Raw genomic sequence first — 18,516 nt, forward strand, 5'->3', positions numbered from 1 at the left:
GTATGGCGAATTTATCTAAAATAAAACGTGAAAAAATGATAAAATATCTTGAAGAATTAAAAAAAATGAATGATGATGAAGAAAATATACGTGCTATAACGGAAATAGAAAATGCACTTAATGAAAAGAAATATGATCTTGTATGGGAAGAACATTCAGAAAAAGTAGATGAAATGTTGGAACATAATATTCCAATATTTGTGGAAGATGAAAAAAGAAAAATAGTAGTAGATGAAGAGGAAGGATATAACTTTTTATTAGAAGGCGATAATTTACATTCTTTAAAACTTTTGGAAAAAACTCATAAAGGAAAGATAGATGTTATATATATAGATCCACCATATAATACTGGAAAGGAATTTGTATATAATGACGATTTAATAGCGACTTCTGATAGTTATAGGCATTCAAAATGGCTTTCGTTTATGTATTCTAGATTAAAAATTGCAAGAGAGTTATTGAATGCCAAAGGCGTAATATTTTTAAGCATTGATGATAATGAATTTTCACAATTAAAAATGTTGTGTGATGAAATTTTTGGTGAAAATAATAATGTTGCAAATTTTTGTGTTTTAGAGCAGAAGGTGGAGGAATGGTAAAACAAGTGATTAAAGGACATGATTATTGTCTTGTTTATGCGAAAGATATTTTTTTATTTTCACCATTAGCTAAAGAAAAAGATATTAGAGGGAAAATTGTAGAGAGGGATAAGATTAAATATTGGATACAAGAAGATTGGTTACGAAAAGAATTTGGTAAATATGGAAATTGCCATTACGAAGAAGTGTTACAGTATAAAGGAGAAAAAGTAAAAAAAGAAATTGATAATGGGTTACAAAATGGAGAGTATGTACTGATTCCTAAATCTAATGGAATGAATATTGTTGGAAAGCTAAGACGAGTAGATCAAGATAGCTCTAAGTTTTATTCAGTATTAAAGCATCTAAATAAAAACGGAGTAAATGAACTGAAGGAATTGAAAGTTGAATTTGATTATCCGAAACCATCTTCTTTAATAAAAGAACTCGTTAGTGGTGCTACATTTTTTTTAGATAGAAAAGAATCAATTGTTCTCGATTTCTTCGCAGGGTTTCGTGTCATAATAATGACACAGGCAAATAGTCAAGTAAATACAAGGGTTTTAGAGCTTCTACCAAAGTTTAAAATCAAAAAAATGAATCGTTGGTGTGCTGTTTAGAGCAGTTATTATGAAAATAAATGTTGTAAACAGTACATCAGCATAAAGGAGGAACTCATATGTCTAAGGTGAAAAAAGAGACGATTGAAGCAAAAGGATTTGCTATTCAAATTTATACTGAAGACTTTCAAAACGACTATATAAGTCTAACGGATATTGCTAGATATAAAAGCGATGAACCAAGTGATGTAATTAAAAATTGGATGAGAAGAAAAGATACAATTGAATTTCTTGGTTTATGGGAAAGCTTAAACAACATGAATTTCAATTCGGTCGAATTCGACCGAATTAAATCGGAAGCTGGATATAATTCCTTTACACTGTCCCCTAAGAAATGGGTAGAAAAAACAGACGCAATCGGAATTATCTCAAAAGGAGGAAGATACGGTGGCGCATTTGCACATACAGATATTGCCTTTGAATTTGCTTCATGGATTTCTGCTGAATTTAAGATGTATGTAATTCAGGATTACAAAAGACTTAAGTCAGATGAAAACTCTAAGCTATCATTAGGTTGGAATTTGAATAGAGAAATTTCCAAGATTAACTACAAAATTCATACAGTTGCAATCAAAGAATATCTCTTAAAAGATCTTACCAACGAACAGTTGTCTTACAAGTATGCAAGTGAAGCAGATATGCTCAATGTAGCTTTGTTTAACAAGAGCGCTAAACAGTGGCGTGAAAAAAATCCTGAGTTAAAGGGTAATATGAGAGACTATGCAAGTCTGAATGAATTACTTGTTCTTGCAAATATGGAGAGCTATAATGCAATTCTTGTTGGTAAAGGTATGGATCAAAAAGAAAGAATGATAGAACTTAGAAAACTTGCAAGAACACAATTGACATCACTTGAAAAGCTTAATGATAATGGTATTAAAAAATTAGAAGGAAAGAAATAATTATTTATATCAATAAATAGATAAACAAATCTAAATTTGTAAGTGAAAAAGAGAAGCAGGAAAGGAATTAAAATAATGGTCGATATAAATTTAGACAGATTCATTGTTCCAATATATATTAATGAAAAGATTGTTTTAGATATGCTTGCTATTATGGAAGATGGTTTTTCAATGGTAAGCCAGATTAATTATACAGAACATAAAGAAAATCATTCTGCTCAAAAGGTCAATGCAGGAGTTTCAACAGCTGATACTATTTTAAGTAAACTATTAAGAATTAACATTTCTGGTGAATTAAGCCACGATGGAAACAAGGGTGAAAAAGAAAGTGTTGTTAAAGAAAAAGTGCATACAAATGTTTCTCTTTTGTCCAAGTTCCGTGGATTTTTGTTAGAACATAAAATGTTGAATTCAGATTTCAATTTTTCTAAAATGGAAGTAGGTGATTTTATTGAAGTTGAAGGGGAATTACAAAAAAATCCACTAATAAATTATATGGACATTTTTATTGACCTTTTTCGTATGGTTGAAATTTTTACTGAAAAACCACAGATAGGTAATAAAAAACAGGCAAATAATCAAAAGCAAAAAGAAAATGAAACTATCAAACAAATTGAGTCATTTGCTAATGAGTTAAAACATAGTGGTACCATTGATTTTATTTTATCTGATTCCAAAGGAACGACAGTGCTATCTGTACAAGAACAATATCTTGAAAATGACAATATATCGGAAATTATTGGTGGTCATTTTAAAGTTCTTGGTAAAGTAATATCCATATGTGAAAAAGATACGGAAAACATTAATCTTCTTAGAAAAACTTCATTATCTATTCTATCAGAAGAATTATTAAATGAGATGTTTTCAGGATTTAAAACAACGGATATGCAACAATTCAATTTGCCTGAGTTGAAGACAAAAATAACTGGTCCTGCTGTTATTGTAATTCCTATTGCAATTTATGTTTAAATAAAGGAGAATACTAATAGTAAAACGAGTATTTCTAACAGGTAAATTTTTCAAATATATGGATTGCTAAATCCCAGTTTATAGGATTAACATCTAATTGAATAGACGGAAAATTTATTAGCTGTAAGTATTGATATGACCATATGATTAACAGGTGGATCTCGCGTCATAATTACGACAACGGCAGATAGTAACGATGAACACTGGGTTTAAGGACTAAAATTATAGAAAAATTATTAATAGGGAGGAAGGCAAAATGAAATTTACACCAGAAAACAAAACAATTAAAACAATGTTTCGTTCATATCCTATGATGAGTATTCCGAATTTTCAACGAGAATATAGCTGGGATAAGTATTACTATAACACTTTTTTTATAGATATACTTGAAGGAATAAAACAGGAAGATAAAAAGCTAATTAACACAGATTACTTTATAGGCACTATGGTTTTCTCAGGATCTGAAAAAAAAGATGAAAGTATAGAAGTTATTGATGGCCAACAAAGACTCACAGTTATTACTATATTGTTATCAGTTTTAACCAATAAATTCAAAAATATAAAAGAAGAAGATTTAGCAGAAGCAACATTTGAATATGTTAAAACAAAAGATGATTATGGAAGGCCCATTCCTAAGTTAAAAAGTATTACCTCATATCCATATTTTGAAGCATATGTTCAGTCAATTGAAAAAACGGATGTTGAACCTGCAACCGAAGAAGAAATTAACATAAAACAAACCTATAATTATTTTGAGTCAGAGTTGGAGGAGATGAAGTTAAAAGGGAAATATAATTTCAATAAAAATACTCCTTATAAAGATTTGTTGATAGCAATTAGAGATCAGATTCTTCAGATGAATGTTATATCTATTTTAACGGAAGAAAAAGATTCGGCTTATGAGATATTTGAAATATTGAATGCAAAGGGGAAAAACCTTGCGAGTATTGATTTAATTAAAAATACTATATATTCTGAATTTCATGCTGACGATAATGCAAAAGATAAGATTATAGAAAATAAATGGGAGGGAATTAAAACTACATTGAGAAGTAGAAATCCCAATATTGGATTTGCTACATTTTATAGGCATTATTGGATTTCAAAATATCGAAAGACAACTAATTCAAAGCTATATGATTCTTTTAAAGAATATATTAAATCTAATAAAAAATCATATGAGGAATTTGTTGAAGATTTAAGTACTATAGCAGAGACATATATGAAAATAGTAAGTCCTAATATAGATGATTATGATAACAGAAAAGAATATAATTGGTTAATCCAGAGTTTAAAAGCCATAGAGAAAACATTTGGCGTTACACAAGCAAGAATAGCACTATTAGCATTATTTGAACTTAAATCAAATGACAAAATATCATCAAAAGCTTTCAAGGATGCGGTTAATTACATTGAAAACTTTATTTTCGCATATACAGGAGTATTAAAAAATCAAGCAAATATTTATGAGTCAAGATTTTCTAAGCTGGCAATAGAATTGAGAAAAAGCAAAAATAAAAGTGATACAAATAATATTTTAAAGAAATACTTATATCAAGAGTTTGGGGACAGATATCCCCAAAAAGAAGAGTTTCTTTCAGGTTTTGTCCGTTTAAGGTTTTCTAAACAAGAGACTCCAACTAATACAATAACAAAATATGTATTGAATAAAATTTCATCAAAATTAAATAATAGCGAAGTTTATAGTATAGATTCATCTATAGAACACATAATTAACGAAGATATATCAAACGATAACACATTATTCATTGGAAATTTAATATGTTTAGAAATTGATTTAAATAATGAAGCTAGTGATCTAGCTTATGAAGAAAAATTAGAAGTATATAAAAAATCAAAATATGATCAAGTTCTGAATTTTTGCAATAAATATCCAAATTTTAATGAAAATGATATAGAGGAAAGATCCAAAATATTAGGAGAATATTATTATGACAATATATTAAATGAAAGTAAATAGTGAGAGTAACTAGATTTTTTACGATTTATTAGTTGGATTTCGTGTCATGATAATGACAGTGGCAAATAGTCAACTAAATACAAGGGATTTATAGCTTCTGCCAATGTTTAAAATCAAAAAATGAATGATTGGTGTGCTGTTTAGGAGAGTTTTACGAAAATAAATGTTGTAAACAGCATATCAAAATAAGGAATAATAAATTGAAGTTGAGAAGAGTTTTTTGTGTTAATAAATAAATTTATTAGTTGCCTAACATGTAATAAAAAAATAAACATACGAATTCAAGCAGAAGATAATAGAACCCCTTTTATCGTTAATTGTCCTAAATGTTCAACGGAAATTTCTGTGGAAATAAATTTGTCTAAAAATGGAGAACTTAAATTAAAGAATGTGTCAGAATTTCAAGATATTCCAGGCTTCCCATTGTGGTGTGTGGAGTTATTAGCAGGGCTACCTGTTAGGAAAATGTACCTAAGAGATTCAATTATTCCAGATCATGGATTTAGTCCTTTTTTGACCACTTTATAACAATTTGGAGAAGATGGATTTGAGATTTTTATAACTGTGATGGGTCAAATTACAGTATTGAATTAAAGAACTCAAAAGGGTTTATTTGAAGATTTTTTGCGTATTAATAATCTTTTGAGGAATAGTAATGAGAAGTTTTTTTAAGAGAAATTCAAAAATTACTTCATTATATTTCGAAGTATACTCCAATTGTAAAGGTGAATAATCTATTGAATGGAGTTATGGTTCTTCATCAAAATTTTATTTCGTCAGGAATTAAAGCTTTACTAGAAGATAAAGCTTTAAAAAATTATATAGAGATATCTAAAAGAATCAATGTTTCTTTAAATAAAAAACAACTTTTAGAATATTGTTCCAGATATGAAAAAACTATAAATTGTAATGTGATAAGACATATGTTACAGAAATAAATAAAAAAAGAGAGGAACTTTGGTACAATAGGTTTTACCACAAACTTTCAAGTACTAAAGGAGTCCTCTCATGAAAAGTATAACCGAAGAAATGCGTTTCCGCTAGCGTTTATGTGAATATGCAATTAAGCATGGTGTAACACGTGCTGCAAAGCGATATCATACTAATAGACAGTTTGTCTATCGCCAGTTAGAAAAATACAACGGAGATGTTAGAAGCCTAGCGCTTAAATCAAGAAGACCACATAATAGTCCTAACGCTCACACAAAAGAAGAACTTGCCTTAATACGCAGAATGCTTAAATGTAATGGAGTATATGGATTCGCAGAGGTTTTCATCAGATGCAAAGAGAAAGGCTATACAAAAAACTTTGCAAGTATGTGCCGGCTGAATGTATACGATTTCCAAGCTACGGAAATAGATACTATCAAATTACAGGAATAGATGAATACAGCAGAAAACGAGTACTAAAAATAGTAAAAGAGAAGAGCACATATGAAACATGTAAGTATTTACAGGAATTAGAAAAGAGAATGGGATTTCCTATTCGTATGATTCAAGTTGATAATGGCAGTGAATTTGTAAATGATGGTGATCGTACAGAGCGTGAAAGTGCATTTGAGAAAGCTGCAAAAGCATTGAACATGGAGTTAAGAAGGATAAGACCATATTCACCTTGGCAAAATGGTAAAGTCGAAAGAAGTCATAGGAAGGATGGAAAGATTCTCTATGGAAGAAAAGTATTTACAAGTGAAAAAGAACTAAGAAAACAAGTATCAAAGCATGAGGCTAGGTATAATAAGACAGCAAAAACAGTTCTTGATTTCAAGAGTCCAAACCAAGTTGTATCGGAATACTTCTCAAAGTGTAACATATGTGTTGACAACTAAGACGCTTCTGACAGTATCTTTTATCACCATATTGACACAAAAAATATCGGAATTGCCAGACATTCAAAGGGTGGTGTTGGTGTAATTAATGCAGTCATGAATCAGGATAACGGAAATTTGTATAAAGCGATGTGGACAGCCAGCACCACACATATTGAATTGGTAAACGGACTTGGCTGGCCGTATGATGTAAGTAAAGTCACTATTCCTTACATGATGGTGGCAGGAACGGGAATATCAGATGGTGGTGATGGTGTGAAAGGAAGTTCCATGGTTGGAATATTACCTTTGTTTTATCTTAAATTCAACTTTGAGGCAATTCCTGATGGTGTTGCAAGAGTTATGGCAAGGGAAAAAGAGATGGATCATGGGGATCTGGTACAACAGGTCATGCTGTAATGCAACTTAACAAAGAAGATGGAGGAAATCGTAAATATATTCTTTGTACAAATAATGAAAATAATATATGTGAAGAAGTTACTTATCAAAGGCTTAAAAATATTCAAGAAGAATTACCGCATAATTTGAAATACTATAAAACAGATTTTATACCTAAATTTTATGATACAGAGGAAAGTATATTGGATAAGATGATGAAGAATATTAAAGAATTAATTGAACTTGAATATGCTATTGAAATTGATGAAAAAAAATATATTATTATTAATGATGAAGATAAATTAGATGAAATAATATCTAAGATTGAAAATGATGGGAAATTATTTATGAGTTCTGGTATTTTCTTATCAAGAAGCAATCAAAGAATATTGGAAGAAAAGAGAGTTAATATAATTGAAATTCCAGAATATTATTTTAGAGATGAATTAAAGGAGGTAGGAGAATTATGATAGGTATAAAACTTAAAAATTTTCAAGAAAATGCTATTGATTTTTTATTTGATAAAACAACGGATAGTAATTCTAAACCTAAAATAGTTATACAAAGTCCTACTGGTTCTGGTAAAACTATTATTTTAGTTGCTTATGTTGAAAAATATTTAGATTATAATAAAGATAGTGTTATTTGTTGGTTTTGTCCGGGTAAAGGAGAACTTGAAGAACAATCTAAAGAAAAAATGGAACGTTTTGCTCCTAATCTAAAGACGGGGAATTTATTTGATATTTTAAATAATGGTTTTGAAAATGAAACGACTTATTTTATTAACTGGGAAACTATTACTAAAAAAGATAATACAGCTATTAGAGATAGTGAAAGAAAAAATCTTTTTGAAAGAATCAGTGAGGCACATAATAGAAATTTAAATTTTATTGTGATTATAGACGAGGAACATCAAAATAATACTTCAAAAGCAGATGATATTATTTCAAGTATTAATTCTAGATATGAAATTCGTGTATCTGCAACTCCAAATAAAAGAATAGTTGGTGAATTTCATGAAATTCCTGAGATTGATGTAATAAATGAAGGACTTATTACAAGATTTATGTATATTAATGATGGACTTCATACAGTAAAAATTGAAAATATATTACATGAAACAGATATTTTATTAGAAAAAGCAGATGAGATTAGAAAACAAATTGCTAAGGCGTATATTGATGAAAATGAAGATATAAGACCACTTGTATTAATTCAATTCCCTAATTTAAATGATGAACTTATAGAACATGTTGAAGAAAAATTAAATACAATGGGTTATTCTTATGAAAATAAATTTCTTGCAAGTTGGTTCTCTGCTGAAAACAAAGAAGATAAAGATAAAAAATCTAAAAAATTAGGTAAAATAAATATTGGAACAACAGCTGAAGATAGTATTACTCGCTCAAATGCTACTCCTGTATTTTTATTATTTAAACAAGCACTTTCTACTGGATGGGATTGTCCACGTGCAAAGATACTTGTTAAACTTCGTGAGAATATGAGTGAAACTTTTGAAATACAAACACTTGGTCGTTTAAGACGTATGCCAAGAGCAAAACATTATGGTAAAGAAATTTTAGATTGTTCATATTTATATACATTTGATGAAAAATATAAAATGGAAGTTATTAAAGCGGGTAATGCTTTTGAAACTCAAAGAGTATTTTTAAAAGAAGAATATAAAAATGTAAAACTTGTTAAAGAAACAAGAAATCTTGATGGAAACTATATTGATGAGAGAGCTATTAGAAATAGAGTATATGAATTTTTTAAAGATAAATATAATCTTTCTAATATAAAAGTAGATAATATTAAATTATTAGAAAATAATAATTTTATTTTTGGGACATTGCTTTCGAGAAAATATTTAACTGGTAGATATACAACTTTAATGGAAGTGAATGAAGAAAGTGCTAATTATAGTACAATGTCTATTGAAGTAAATACACATACACATGGTATTGAGCTTAGACATAATATTGATGAAATAAAAAAACATGTAGGTCTTGAATACAGTAAAACTAATCAAATTTTGAAAACTTTATTTTTAAAAGGGTTTGGAAATAATAAGTATAAATTATTAAATTTAAATTTAAGAGAGTATTATGCTTTTATTATTAATAACGTAGATTTTTTAAAAAGAGATTTTATTGAATTTTCTGGGAAAAGATATGATCAACTTATGTTTCTTGAAAATAAAGTAGAAGAATTTAAAATTCCTCTTGAAGAACATTATAGATATGTTCCTTTTGAAAGATATATAAAGGAATTGGCAAGTAATGTATATAAGGGCTATAATACATCTATGATTACAGATGATTTTCGTTCTACATCAGAAAGACTATTTGAAAAGTATTGTGAGAAAAATGAAAATATAGAGTTTGTTTATAAAAATGGAGATAGTGGTCAGCAATATCTTTCAATAGTTTATGGAACAAATTTTGATAAACAGAGACTATTTTATCCAGATTATATTGTTCAACTTAAAGATGGAACCATTTGGCTTATTGAAACAAAAGGTGGAGAAAAACAAGGAAAGAGTAAAAATATTGATGTCCAAATAGAAAATAAATTTATAGCATTTAAGCAGTTTGCTGATAAATATAATTATGAATTTGGATTTGTAAGAGATAAAAATGATGAATTATATTTAAATAATACTGAATATGTAGAGAATATGAGTGATGATAGGTGGGTATTAATTGATAAAATATTTTAGATTAATAATTTATTGTTAAGATGTATTATTGTAATTATAAGTATAATATTCAAGTTTTTTTGAAGAGATACATTATTATATTTTTGAAGGATGTTTTTAAAATGTAAATAGAACAATTTATAAATAAATTTCAGAATCACCCAATATTATTTATTAGAACTGGTAAAAAAGATGTAGTCGAATTAGATATATTAAAAAATATTATATCCATATTTGATGATATTTTTGGGAATATTGACTAGCAAGATAAAGATAATGTTGTAAGGTAAATCAAAGAGATGCCTAAAATGGTTATGAAAAATGAGAAATTCAAAAATACTATAAAAAACTCAGATATTGAAAATATCAAAAGAGAGTATCATTCAGCGTTAAAAGAAGTTTTCAGAATTATAATGGTAGATAACATGGAATTATTTGGACAATGGACAAATAATTCTAACTTTAGTAAATGGTTAAACGATACAATTTTTGATAAGATTATGAAGAAAAATAAACGGTAAAGGTGGTGATTAATTTGGGTAATATATCAAGTATTACTAGAAGAGATATAATTGATTTGTTTAAAAGTGGCATAACAGAAGATAATTGGCTAGGAGAGGAAACTATATATTACCCTTATTATGGTCGTTTTGGTGTAGTAGAATTTCTTAAAAGATTATATAAAATAGACATTTTGGATAGTTTAGAAGATACTAATTTAAAAAATACAGAGCAAGAAATTAAGTTTCATACACGAAATGGAGATTATATAGATAATTGGATTTTTGAAGATGAAAGATTTAATTTGATAGATGGAACGGATAATGTTTTTTTAGATTTTTTATGTGAAGTTTTTCATCCAGAAGTAAGAGATGAGAATAAAGAATGGGGAAGGTACTTAGAAAAAATAAATACTCTATTGCAAGAAGATGGATATGAGATTATTGCTTCGAGTAAGATATCAGGAAGAGATGTGTTTAGATGGAGAACATATATTAAGAAACCAGATATGTATATCCCTTTTTCAGAAAGAAATAAGTCTTTAATAAATAATAACAAAATCGGTATTAAACTTCCTAATGCAGCGAGACATCAACTTTTTAAGGTGATGAATGAATATAACGAAACATTTAGGTTTACATCTGAAACCAATTTTAATTATTATAAATCAATAAATTGCTTAGTTTTAGAGGATATTACTAAGTTTTATATTCCAAAACATTATGTGGAAAACAAACTTGTAGAAATAAAAGAATTTGCTGATTTTAAAGAAGGTACTTCACCGTTCATTGTGTTTGACGTTATTGAAAGTTTTAATAGAAATACTACAAAATCTTCTCAATTTGAAAATGATATAAATACAATATTTAAATTAAATAATATTAATGTAGAGATTAGAAATGAACAAATACATTTTATAAATAATAAAACAATCGGAGTTGATGATTCAATAAATATTAATGAAGTTGGTCTTGAAGAGTTAATAAGAATAGCTGAAGATTTGTATAATAAAGGTAATTATTCATATGCTGTTGAAAAAATTTGGGATGCGTTTGAAAGAATGAAGACTTATCATTTTACTTTGGATAAGAAAAAATCAGCAGAAAAAATCATTAATGATATAAGTTATGGGAATAAAGATATCTGGGAAATCTTTAATGATGAATTCAAAACATTGACTGATATAGGAAACTTATATCGAATAAGACATCATGAGATCAATCAAATAAATATTAGTAATGAATTACATTGCAAGTATTTCTATAAAAGATGTTTAGCATTAATTTCTATAATAATAGAAGATTTACAGTAAGGGGGTATAAATTTGTTTTTTGATAATAGTAAATATTTTGTATTTGATAAATCTATTCCTTATTCAAGTGGAAAAGAAATAAAGGTATATAAACTTAATAATGAATTATTAGCTAATAGTATTTTGAATAGTTGGGCATCTGGATTAAGAAATAATTATATTGAAGAACATCTGTTAGAACAAGCAATTTCAGGAACTGGATTAACGAAAAAAAAATATTTAGAAAAAATGATTTTTCCAAATCCAAAAATTCCTCAAGGTGCAGCAACTATGTCAGGGGAATTTGGTGAACTGTTAGTATATGACTATATAAATTATGTTTTAGAATACTATGTTCCAAGAATCAGATATTTTAATAAAGTTAATCCTAATACACCTATTCATGGTAGTGATGTTATTGGATATAAAATGGAAAGTTATAATAAGAGAAGTAAAAATGATAAATTATTAGTTGCAGAGGTTAAAACTCGCTCATCTATATTTGGAAATAAAACTAAGGCTTGCATAAAGATTGTTACTGATGCAATTACGGATTCTAATAAAGATAGAGTTAGAGTCGGAGAATCTTTAAATGCTGAAAAATTAAAATTGTTAAATAGAGGTAGGATTAAAGAAGCTAATATTGTGGAGCGATTTCAAAACAAAACAGATAATCCATATATCTTAGATTTTTTTGCAGTTGCTGTGATGGATAGTGATTTGTATTCAGACCAGGTAGTTTTGGATGTGGTTAATAGTCAGCATGAAAATGTAAAATCTACGAGTATATTGATAATTCATTCCAAAGAATTGCTGCGCTTCTTAAAAAATTTATATAGTAGGGCTTGCTCATGTTGATAGAAAGTACTTCAAAATACTATTTGAAAAAAGTTAGAGCAAAAGCAAAAATGTATGAGTATAGCGTGCCAGAAAATCTTCATATAGAAGTTGAAGAAGAAGCAAATAACCTTATATTGCTTAGCATTGGTGTTGTTGGTGACATTTCTAATGAAATATGGAACATGAAACAAGCTCCTATAATTCTTTCGAAGGAAAAGGAAGAAGAATTGTATTTTGTATCAAGTTTTTTTGATGCTTATTTTCAGTCTAAAATGAGTATTGATTTTAATCCATATTATATATTGATGGGAGCGGTTACTTATTATTTTTGCAATATGAATGGTAGCTCACAAGTAATGATGAGTATTATGCATCATAATTGGAATAATTTTGAATTTTCTGCTTCTGGATTAGAAAATGTAATAATATGGCTGTTAGATGGCAACTATAAATTTGATGTTTCCGATATAGATAAAAAATACAAAAGATATATTATCCAACTAATTAATTATCACAATAGGTTTTTTAATGGTGAGAATCTAAAGAAAGCTCAATTTGAAAAATTTAGAGATGATGTTTATCATTTTGGGAATGATAGAGAAATATTATTTACAGATATTATTTTGGCAATTTTGAAGAAAAAAATTTACAACTCATGTATTAATCTAATGTCACTGTATTCAGGACTTGATAAGGACAATTGGATTTTAACATTTAGGAATAATACGATGATGAAAGAAATGTGGTCATCTCAGATTTTGTTGGGAGAAAAAGGAATTTTCAAAGGGAAATCGGGCGTTATTCAAATGCCAACAAGTTCAGGAAAAACCACATCAATTTCCCTTGCTATACAATCTGCCTTTTTATCTAAAAGAACATCTATTGTAATTGTTGTAGCTCCATTTAGGGCATTATGTAAAGAAATAATGTTTGATATGGAGAAATTTTTTTCGTTTGATAAAAATATAACCGTAACTGAGTTTTCTGATATTCCTGAGCCTAGTGAAATAGAATTAGTCACATCTGAGTCGATTGTCAAAAAAATAATTGTTATGACTCCAGAAAAGTTGGCTTATATTTTAAAACACAATACGGAAATAATTGAAAGTATTAACATGATTGTTTTTGATGAGGCTCATTTGTTTGATGATGAAACAAGAGGGACAGATTATGAACTTTTATTAACAACTATTAATAGTTATCTTAAACCAAATGCACAGAAAATATTAGTTTCAGCAGTAATTTCGAATGCTGAACAGCTAAATACATGGATTAACAAAGATGGTATTGTAATAAGGAATAATACTATTAAGACATCAGAAAAAACGGTAGCATTTAATACATTTACTTCCACTAATATCAATAATGCTTATAGTAATCTTTATTTTGTGGAACCTAATAAAAATTTAGAGGAAGAATTTTATGTACCTAGAGTAGCTCAAACAAAAGCGTTAAATAAGTTAGGTAAAGAGAAAAAACAGAGATATTTTCCTGATTTTAAAAGTAATAAGCAAGATGTAGGTATTTACTATGCGATTAAACTGATTAGGAATGGAAGTATTGCTATTTTCTGTTCTAAAAAAGATACTGTAAATAATATTTTAAAGAGATTTATTGATTTGAAAGAAAGGGGCATCTCGTTAGAGGATTTTTCTACATCATTAAATAAAACTGAACATTTAAAAATTGCATATCTAATAAAAGAACATCTTGGTGAAAACAATTTATATATAGCAGCATTAAATGGTATTGTAGGGCATCATTCGGGAGTGCCTAACGGGGTAAGAATTGCTGAAGAATATGCATTGAAAAAATCCTTAATCCGTTGTGTAGTATGTACTTCTACGCTGGCACAGGGTGTAAATTTACCTATTAAATATTTAATTGTATCTAGTATTTATCAATCAAAGCAGGTAATTAAGGTTAGAGATTTTCATAATTTGATTGGAAGAACTGCAAGAGCAGGAAAAGAAACAGAAGGGACAATCATTTTAACAGAAGATATTTATAAAAATTGTAAAGAGGATTATAAATTAAATAATTATAAACGATTACTTAATGCTGATAATTCTGAGGAGTGTTATAGTAATCTTTTGAAATTGGTCAGAGAAGTTGATTTGGGAAATAATAAAGTAATTTCTTTTGACTTTTTGAAAAAATATATTGAGTCTAGATATTCTAATAAGGCAGAATATACAGAAACAAAAAAAGGGATTCTTGAAAATAAAGAGCAAGGAAGAGAATATGGTGAAGAAATTTTTTATAAAATGAATGAAATAGAACATATTTTAGTGTCATTAGAAAATTTTATATTCGGATTTACAGATATAGAAGATGAGAGTTTTGAAATTATAAAATCCACATACGGTTATCACTTGGCAAATGAAGATGAAAGGGAAGAACTGAAAAATATTTATAATCTCATTAGAAGTAATATTGAAAGTATTGAAGTTGGTGACAGGTTGCTTTATAGAAAAAGTATGTTAGGTATACTGACAATGAAAAAATTATCTAGATTTATAGATGAGAATTTATATGAAATAGCAAATGCCGATTTTGATACATTAATTAACCTGGTTGCTAATAAATTGAAAGAATCGGGAAATTGTAAGCTTATACCTAAGTTGATTGATGATAGCCATGTTTATGAGCTATTAAAAATGTGGATTAATGGTAAAAGCTATATTCAAATTTGGTGCTACTCAAAGTCAGTGAATTTGCTAATTAAACGGGGGGAAAAGAGCAGGAATATCTCTTTGGAAGATATAATAACATTATGTGATTCAGACTTTGGATTTGTATCATTAAGGATAATACAGGCTATTGTAGAGATATTAAAAACTAAAGACTGTAGTGAAAACATACAGGAAGCTTTAAATGATATAATTTATAGAATAAGATATGGATTACCTAATAAAGAGTCGGTACACATATATGAACTTGGATTTTCGGATAGAATTATTTCACAAAAAATTGCTGATGAAATAAGTGAATTTGACTGTAGTACAAAAAAGAAAATAAAATCTGCAATAAAGAGGAATAAAGAAAAATTAAAGGAGTTATTGGAAAATTATCCATTATATTTCATAGATAGATTAAAAAAGATACACTAACATTGGAAAGAGATAAAGATTACCTCTTAATCTCTTTTTCCACATATTTATAATTTGATACAGTTCGATCTGTTAATGTCAATATTCTAAAAATACTATAAAATCAGTGTTGATTTTATAGAAATTATATTAAATTTTTTTTATAAAAAAATTTTCAGTATTTGAATATTTTACAGTTTTTTTTCAAAATTTAGTTCTTTAAAAATCAAAATGGAAGTGTTATAATGTGTAAAATAACTTCGTAAACTTATAATTAAGAGGTGAAGATATGTTAGGAGCAATAATTGGAGATATTGTTGGTTCAAGATTTGAGTGGAATAATAACAGAAATAAAGAATTTGATTTATTTACTACTGAATGTTTTCCAACAGATGATAGTATTATGACTTTATCTGTTGCAAAAGCTATATTAGAAAGTAAAGAAGATTTTAGTGATTTATCTGAAAAAACTGAAAATTTTATGCAAAAAATTGGTAGAAATTATCCTGATTGTGGATATGGGGGCAACTTTTTTTATTGGATATTTTCAGATAATCCTAAACCGTATAATAGTTATGGTAATGGAGCAGCTATGAGAGTTAGCGCTGTTGGATTTGTTGCTAATAGTTTAGAGGAAACAAAAAGTCTTTCAAGAAAGGTAACTGAAATCACTCATAATCATCCAGAAGGAATAAAAGGAGCTGAAGCTACAGCAGTGGCGATTTATTTAGCTAAAATTGGAAAAGATATTTCTGAAATAAGGGATTTTATTACAAAAAATTATTACACTTTAGATTTTACTTTAGATGAAATTAGAGATACTTACGAATTTAATGAAACATCTCAAAATACTGTACCTCAGGCATTACAAGCATTTTTTGAATCAACTAATTTTGAAGATGCAATAAGAAATGCAATATCAATAGGTGGTGATAGTGATACATTAGCTGCTATTTGTGGTGGAATTGCTGAAGCTTATTATGGAATACCAGATAATATTAGAAAACAAGCTATAAATTTTCTTGATGAAGATTTATTAAAAATTTTAATTGAATTTGAAAATAAATATAGATAAAATAGTATTAAATTAGTTAGATAATAGGAGGTTGTTATGGCATATATTAAAATGGAGCATTGTTATAAAAAATATATGGTTGGGGAAGTAGAAATAATAGCTAATAATGATATTAATTTTGAAATAGAAAAGGGAGAGCTTGTAATAATAATTGGAAGTTCAGGTGCTGGTAAATCTACAGTATTAAATATACTGGGAGGAATGGATACTTGTGATGAAGGTAAGGTAATAATAGATGGAGTAGATATATCTAAATTCAATGCTAAACAATTAACTGAGTATAGAAGAAATGATGTAGGTTTTGTTTTTCAGTTCTATAATTTAGTTCCTAATTTAACTGCTAAAGAAAATGTAGAATTAGCATCAGAAATAGTAAAAGATGCACTGGATCCAGAAAAAACTTTAATAGAAGTAGGATTAGGTAATAGAATAAATAATTTTCCATCACAATTATCAGGTGGAGAACAACAAAGAGTATCTATTGCACGGGCAGTTGCTAAAAATCCTAAAATATTACTTTGTGATGAACCTACAGGGGCCTTGGATTATAACACGGGGAAACAGGTATTGAAAATATTACAAGATATGGCAAGGATTAAAGGTTCTACTGTTATAATAGTTACACATAATTTGGCTCTTGCCCCTATTGCAGATAGGGTGATTAGAATGCATGATACAAGAGTACAAAGTATAACAATAAATAAAAATTTACAGTCTATTGAAGATATAGAATATTAGAAGGGAGAAAATATGGCTAAGAGATTATTAAATTGTAATGCTAGTGATTTTTTATCTATGAATAGGGAGGAATTATTGAATGCTATACATGCAAGCGAAGGAAGAACAGTTCTTTCTGAAAATATAGCTTCAGGTAGATCTGTTGATCCTAGTCTTACTAACAGTGAAGTTGCACGTGCTTTTGGAGCAGATCTTATACTTTTAAATGTAATAGATGTATTTGATGTAAATATAACAGGATTACCAAAAAGTGATGATCCTATTAGAGATTTAAAAAAATTAGTTGGAAGACCAGTTGGAGTAAATCTTGAACCTGTAGATTTGAGTGCTAAGATGTTAGAAGATGTAGAAAAAATTTCTTTAGGTAGAACATCAAGTGTAGAAAGTCTTAAAAAAGCAGATGAATTAGGTTTTGATTTTATTTGTTTAACAGGAAATCCTGCAACAGGTGTTACTAATAAAGAGATAGAAAGAGCTATAAAAATTGCAAAAGATAATTTTTCTGGGGTTATAATAGCTGGTAAAATGCACGGTGCAGGAGTAGATGAAGAAATAGTAGATATGGAAGCTATAAATAAATTTATAGATGCAGGAGCAGATATTATACTACTACCTGCTATAGCTACAGTACCTGGAATAACTTTAGAGCTTATAGTACCAATAGTAAAACAAATACATAAAAGAGGAAAATTAGCTATGTCAGCTATAGGAACAAGTCAAGAAAGTTCAAGACCTGAAGTTGTAAGACAGATAGCTATGTATAATAAAATGGCTGGATTTGATATACAACATACAGGAGATGGTACTCATCTTGGAGTTAGTCCATATATGAATATATTTGAAATTTCTATGGTAATTAGAGGAGAAAGACATACTATAAATATGATAGCAAGATCAAATTTAAGATAATTTTTTTATTTACATTAAAAAAAATATGTAAAATAAAATGGCTTAAAACCTAGTGTTTAAGCCGTTTTTTTGTTACTGTTGACAAAAACAAAACAAACTGATATAATCAAAT

The 18,516-nt window shown here is 27.9% G+C and carries 16 protein-coding genes and 1 pseudogene; all 17 read left to right on the forward strand.

The features are described from left to right. Positions 1-2: 2 nt before the first annotated feature. Positions 3-551: pseudogene (locus ACWYO2_RS00285) on the forward strand (DNA methyltransferase); the annotation flags it as partial. A 41-nt stretch (positions 552-592) separates the two neighbouring features. Next, a complete protein-coding gene (locus ACWYO2_RS00290) occupies positions 593-1,198 on the forward strand; it encodes a hypothetical protein (RefSeq protein ID WP_455514497.1) in 606 nt (201 codons plus the stop codon). Positions 1,199-1,257: 59 nt separating this feature from the next. Next, positions 1,258-2,100 carry a KilA-N domain-containing protein gene (locus ACWYO2_RS00295; protein WP_455514498.1) on the forward strand — a complete coding sequence of 281 codons (843 nt, stop codon included), beginning with the start codon at positions 1,258-1,260 and terminating at the stop codon, positions 2,098-2,100. A 75-nt stretch (positions 2,101-2,175) separates the two neighbouring features. Further along, a complete protein-coding gene (locus tag ACWYO2_RS00300; protein WP_455514499.1) occupies positions 2,176-3,069 on the forward strand; it encodes a DUF6414 family protein in 894 nt (297 codons plus the stop codon). A 256-nt stretch (positions 3,070-3,325) separates the two neighbouring features. After that, the gene (locus tag ACWYO2_RS00305) at positions 3,326-5,050 is read left to right on the forward strand and encodes a DUF262 domain-containing protein (RefSeq protein WP_455514500.1); all 1,725 of its coding nucleotides are present in this window, start codon (positions 3,326-3,328) and stop codon (positions 5,048-5,050) included. Between the two features lie 737 nt (positions 5,051-5,787). Continuing rightward, positions 5,788-5,988 carry a hypothetical protein gene (locus ACWYO2_RS00310; RefSeq protein WP_455514501.1) on the forward strand — a complete coding sequence of 67 codons (201 nt, stop codon included), beginning with the start codon at positions 5,788-5,790 and terminating at the stop codon, positions 5,986-5,988. A 342-nt stretch (positions 5,989-6,330) separates the two neighbouring features. Next, positions 6,331-6,879 carry a DDE-type integrase/transposase/recombinase gene (locus ACWYO2_RS00315; RefSeq protein WP_455514502.1) on the forward strand — a complete coding sequence of 183 codons (549 nt, stop codon included), beginning with the start codon at positions 6,331-6,333 and terminating at the stop codon, positions 6,877-6,879. Positions 6,880-6,975: 96 nt separating this feature from the next. Then, a complete protein-coding gene (locus ACWYO2_RS00320; protein WP_455514503.1) occupies positions 6,976-7,278 on the forward strand; it encodes a hypothetical protein in 303 nt (100 codons plus the stop codon). After that, entirely contained in the window at positions 7,278-7,727 is a 450-nt protein-coding gene (locus ACWYO2_RS00325) for a hypothetical protein (protein WP_455514504.1), read from the forward strand. The genes ACWYO2_RS00320 and ACWYO2_RS00325 overlap by 1 nt, the downstream gene beginning before the upstream one ends. Then, the gene (locus ACWYO2_RS00330) at positions 7,724-9,979 is read left to right on the forward strand and encodes a DEAD/DEAH box helicase family protein (RefSeq protein WP_455514505.1); all 2,256 of its coding nucleotides are present in this window, start codon (positions 7,724-7,726) and stop codon (positions 9,977-9,979) included. The genes ACWYO2_RS00325 and ACWYO2_RS00330 overlap by 4 nt, the downstream gene beginning before the upstream one ends. Positions 9,980-10,257: 278 nt before the next feature. Next, positions 10,258-10,479, forward strand: a complete 222-nt coding sequence (locus ACWYO2_RS00335) for a hypothetical protein (RefSeq protein WP_455514506.1) — start codon at positions 10,258-10,260, stop codon at positions 10,477-10,479. Between the two features lie 5 nt (positions 10,480-10,484). Beyond that, positions 10,485-11,771 carry an AbiJ-related protein gene (locus tag ACWYO2_RS00340; RefSeq protein WP_455514513.1) on the forward strand — a complete coding sequence of 429 codons (1,287 nt, stop codon included), beginning with the start codon at positions 10,485-10,487 and terminating at the stop codon, positions 11,769-11,771. 12 nt (positions 11,772-11,783) lie between these two features. Beyond that, positions 11,784-12,608 carry a HamA C-terminal domain-containing protein gene (locus ACWYO2_RS00345; RefSeq protein WP_455514507.1) on the forward strand — a complete coding sequence of 275 codons (825 nt, stop codon included), beginning with the start codon at positions 11,784-11,786 and terminating at the stop codon, positions 12,606-12,608. Further along, complete coding sequence (locus ACWYO2_RS00350) at positions 12,602-15,703, forward strand: DEAD/DEAH box helicase (RefSeq protein WP_455514508.1); 3,102 nt, start codon at positions 12,602-12,604, stop codon at positions 15,701-15,703. Before ACWYO2_RS00345 ends, ACWYO2_RS00350 begins: the two co-directional genes overlap by 7 nt. A gap of 268 nt (positions 15,704-15,971) precedes the next feature. Then, positions 15,972-16,757, forward strand: a complete 786-nt coding sequence (locus tag ACWYO2_RS00355) for an ADP-ribosylglycohydrolase family protein (RefSeq protein WP_455514509.1) — start codon at positions 15,972-15,974, stop codon at positions 16,755-16,757. A gap of 36 nt (positions 16,758-16,793) precedes the next feature. After that, on the forward strand, positions 16,794-17,495 hold the full coding sequence (locus tag ACWYO2_RS00360) for an ABC transporter ATP-binding protein (RefSeq protein ID WP_455514510.1): 702 nt from the start codon (positions 16,794-16,796) through the stop codon (positions 17,493-17,495). A gap of 12 nt (positions 17,496-17,507) precedes the next feature. Beyond that, positions 17,508-18,404 carry a DUF7916 family protein gene (locus ACWYO2_RS00365; RefSeq protein WP_455514511.1) on the forward strand — a complete coding sequence of 299 codons (897 nt, stop codon included), beginning with the start codon at positions 17,508-17,510 and terminating at the stop codon, positions 18,402-18,404. Positions 18,405-18,516 lie beyond the last annotated feature (112 nt).

The organism is Pseudostreptobacillus sp. (assembly GCF_977040545.1).

Bases quoted from the DNA above. Each gene is read 5' to 3' on its own strand.
- ACWYO2_RS00320 (WP_455514503.1), top strand. From the start codon at position 6,976: ATGAATCAGGATAACGGAAATTTGTATAAAGCGATGTGGACAGCCAGC.
- ACWYO2_RS00300 (WP_455514499.1), top strand. From the start codon at position 2,176: ATGGTCGATATAAATTTAGACAGATTCATTGTTCCAATATATATTAAT.
- ACWYO2_RS00360 (WP_455514510.1), top strand. From the start codon at position 16,794: ATGGCATATATTAAAATGGAGCATTGTTATAAAAAATATATGGTTGGG.
- ACWYO2_RS00295 (WP_455514498.1), top strand. From the start codon at position 1,258: ATGTCTAAGGTGAAAAAAGAGACGATTGAAGCAAAAGGATTTGCTATT.
- ACWYO2_RS00315 (WP_455514502.1), top strand. From the start codon at position 6,331: ATGCAAAGAGAAAGGCTATACAAAAAACTTTGCAAGTATGTGCCGGCT.
- ACWYO2_RS00365 (WP_455514511.1), top strand. From the start codon at position 17,508: ATGGCTAAGAGATTATTAAATTGTAATGCTAGTGATTTTTTATCTATG.
- ACWYO2_RS00355 (WP_455514509.1), top strand. From the start codon at position 15,972: ATGTTAGGAGCAATAATTGGAGATATTGTTGGTTCAAGATTTGAGTGG.
- ACWYO2_RS00335 (WP_455514506.1), top strand. From the start codon at position 10,258: ATGCCTAAAATGGTTATGAAAAATGAGAAATTCAAAAATACTATAAAA.
- ACWYO2_RS00305 (WP_455514500.1), top strand. From the start codon at position 3,326: ATGAAATTTACACCAGAAAACAAAACAATTAAAACAATGTTTCGTTCA.
- ACWYO2_RS00350 (WP_455514508.1), top strand. From the start codon at position 12,602: ATGTTGATAGAAAGTACTTCAAAATACTATTTGAAAAAAGTTAGAGCA.
- ACWYO2_RS00330 (WP_455514505.1), top strand. From the start codon at position 7,724: ATGATAGGTATAAAACTTAAAAATTTTCAAGAAAATGCTATTGATTTT.
- ACWYO2_RS00325 (WP_455514504.1), top strand. From the start codon at position 7,278: ATGCAACTTAACAAAGAAGATGGAGGAAATCGTAAATATATTCTTTGT.
- ACWYO2_RS00290 (WP_455514497.1), top strand. From the start codon at position 593: ATGGTAAAACAAGTGATTAAAGGACATGATTATTGTCTTGTTTATGCG.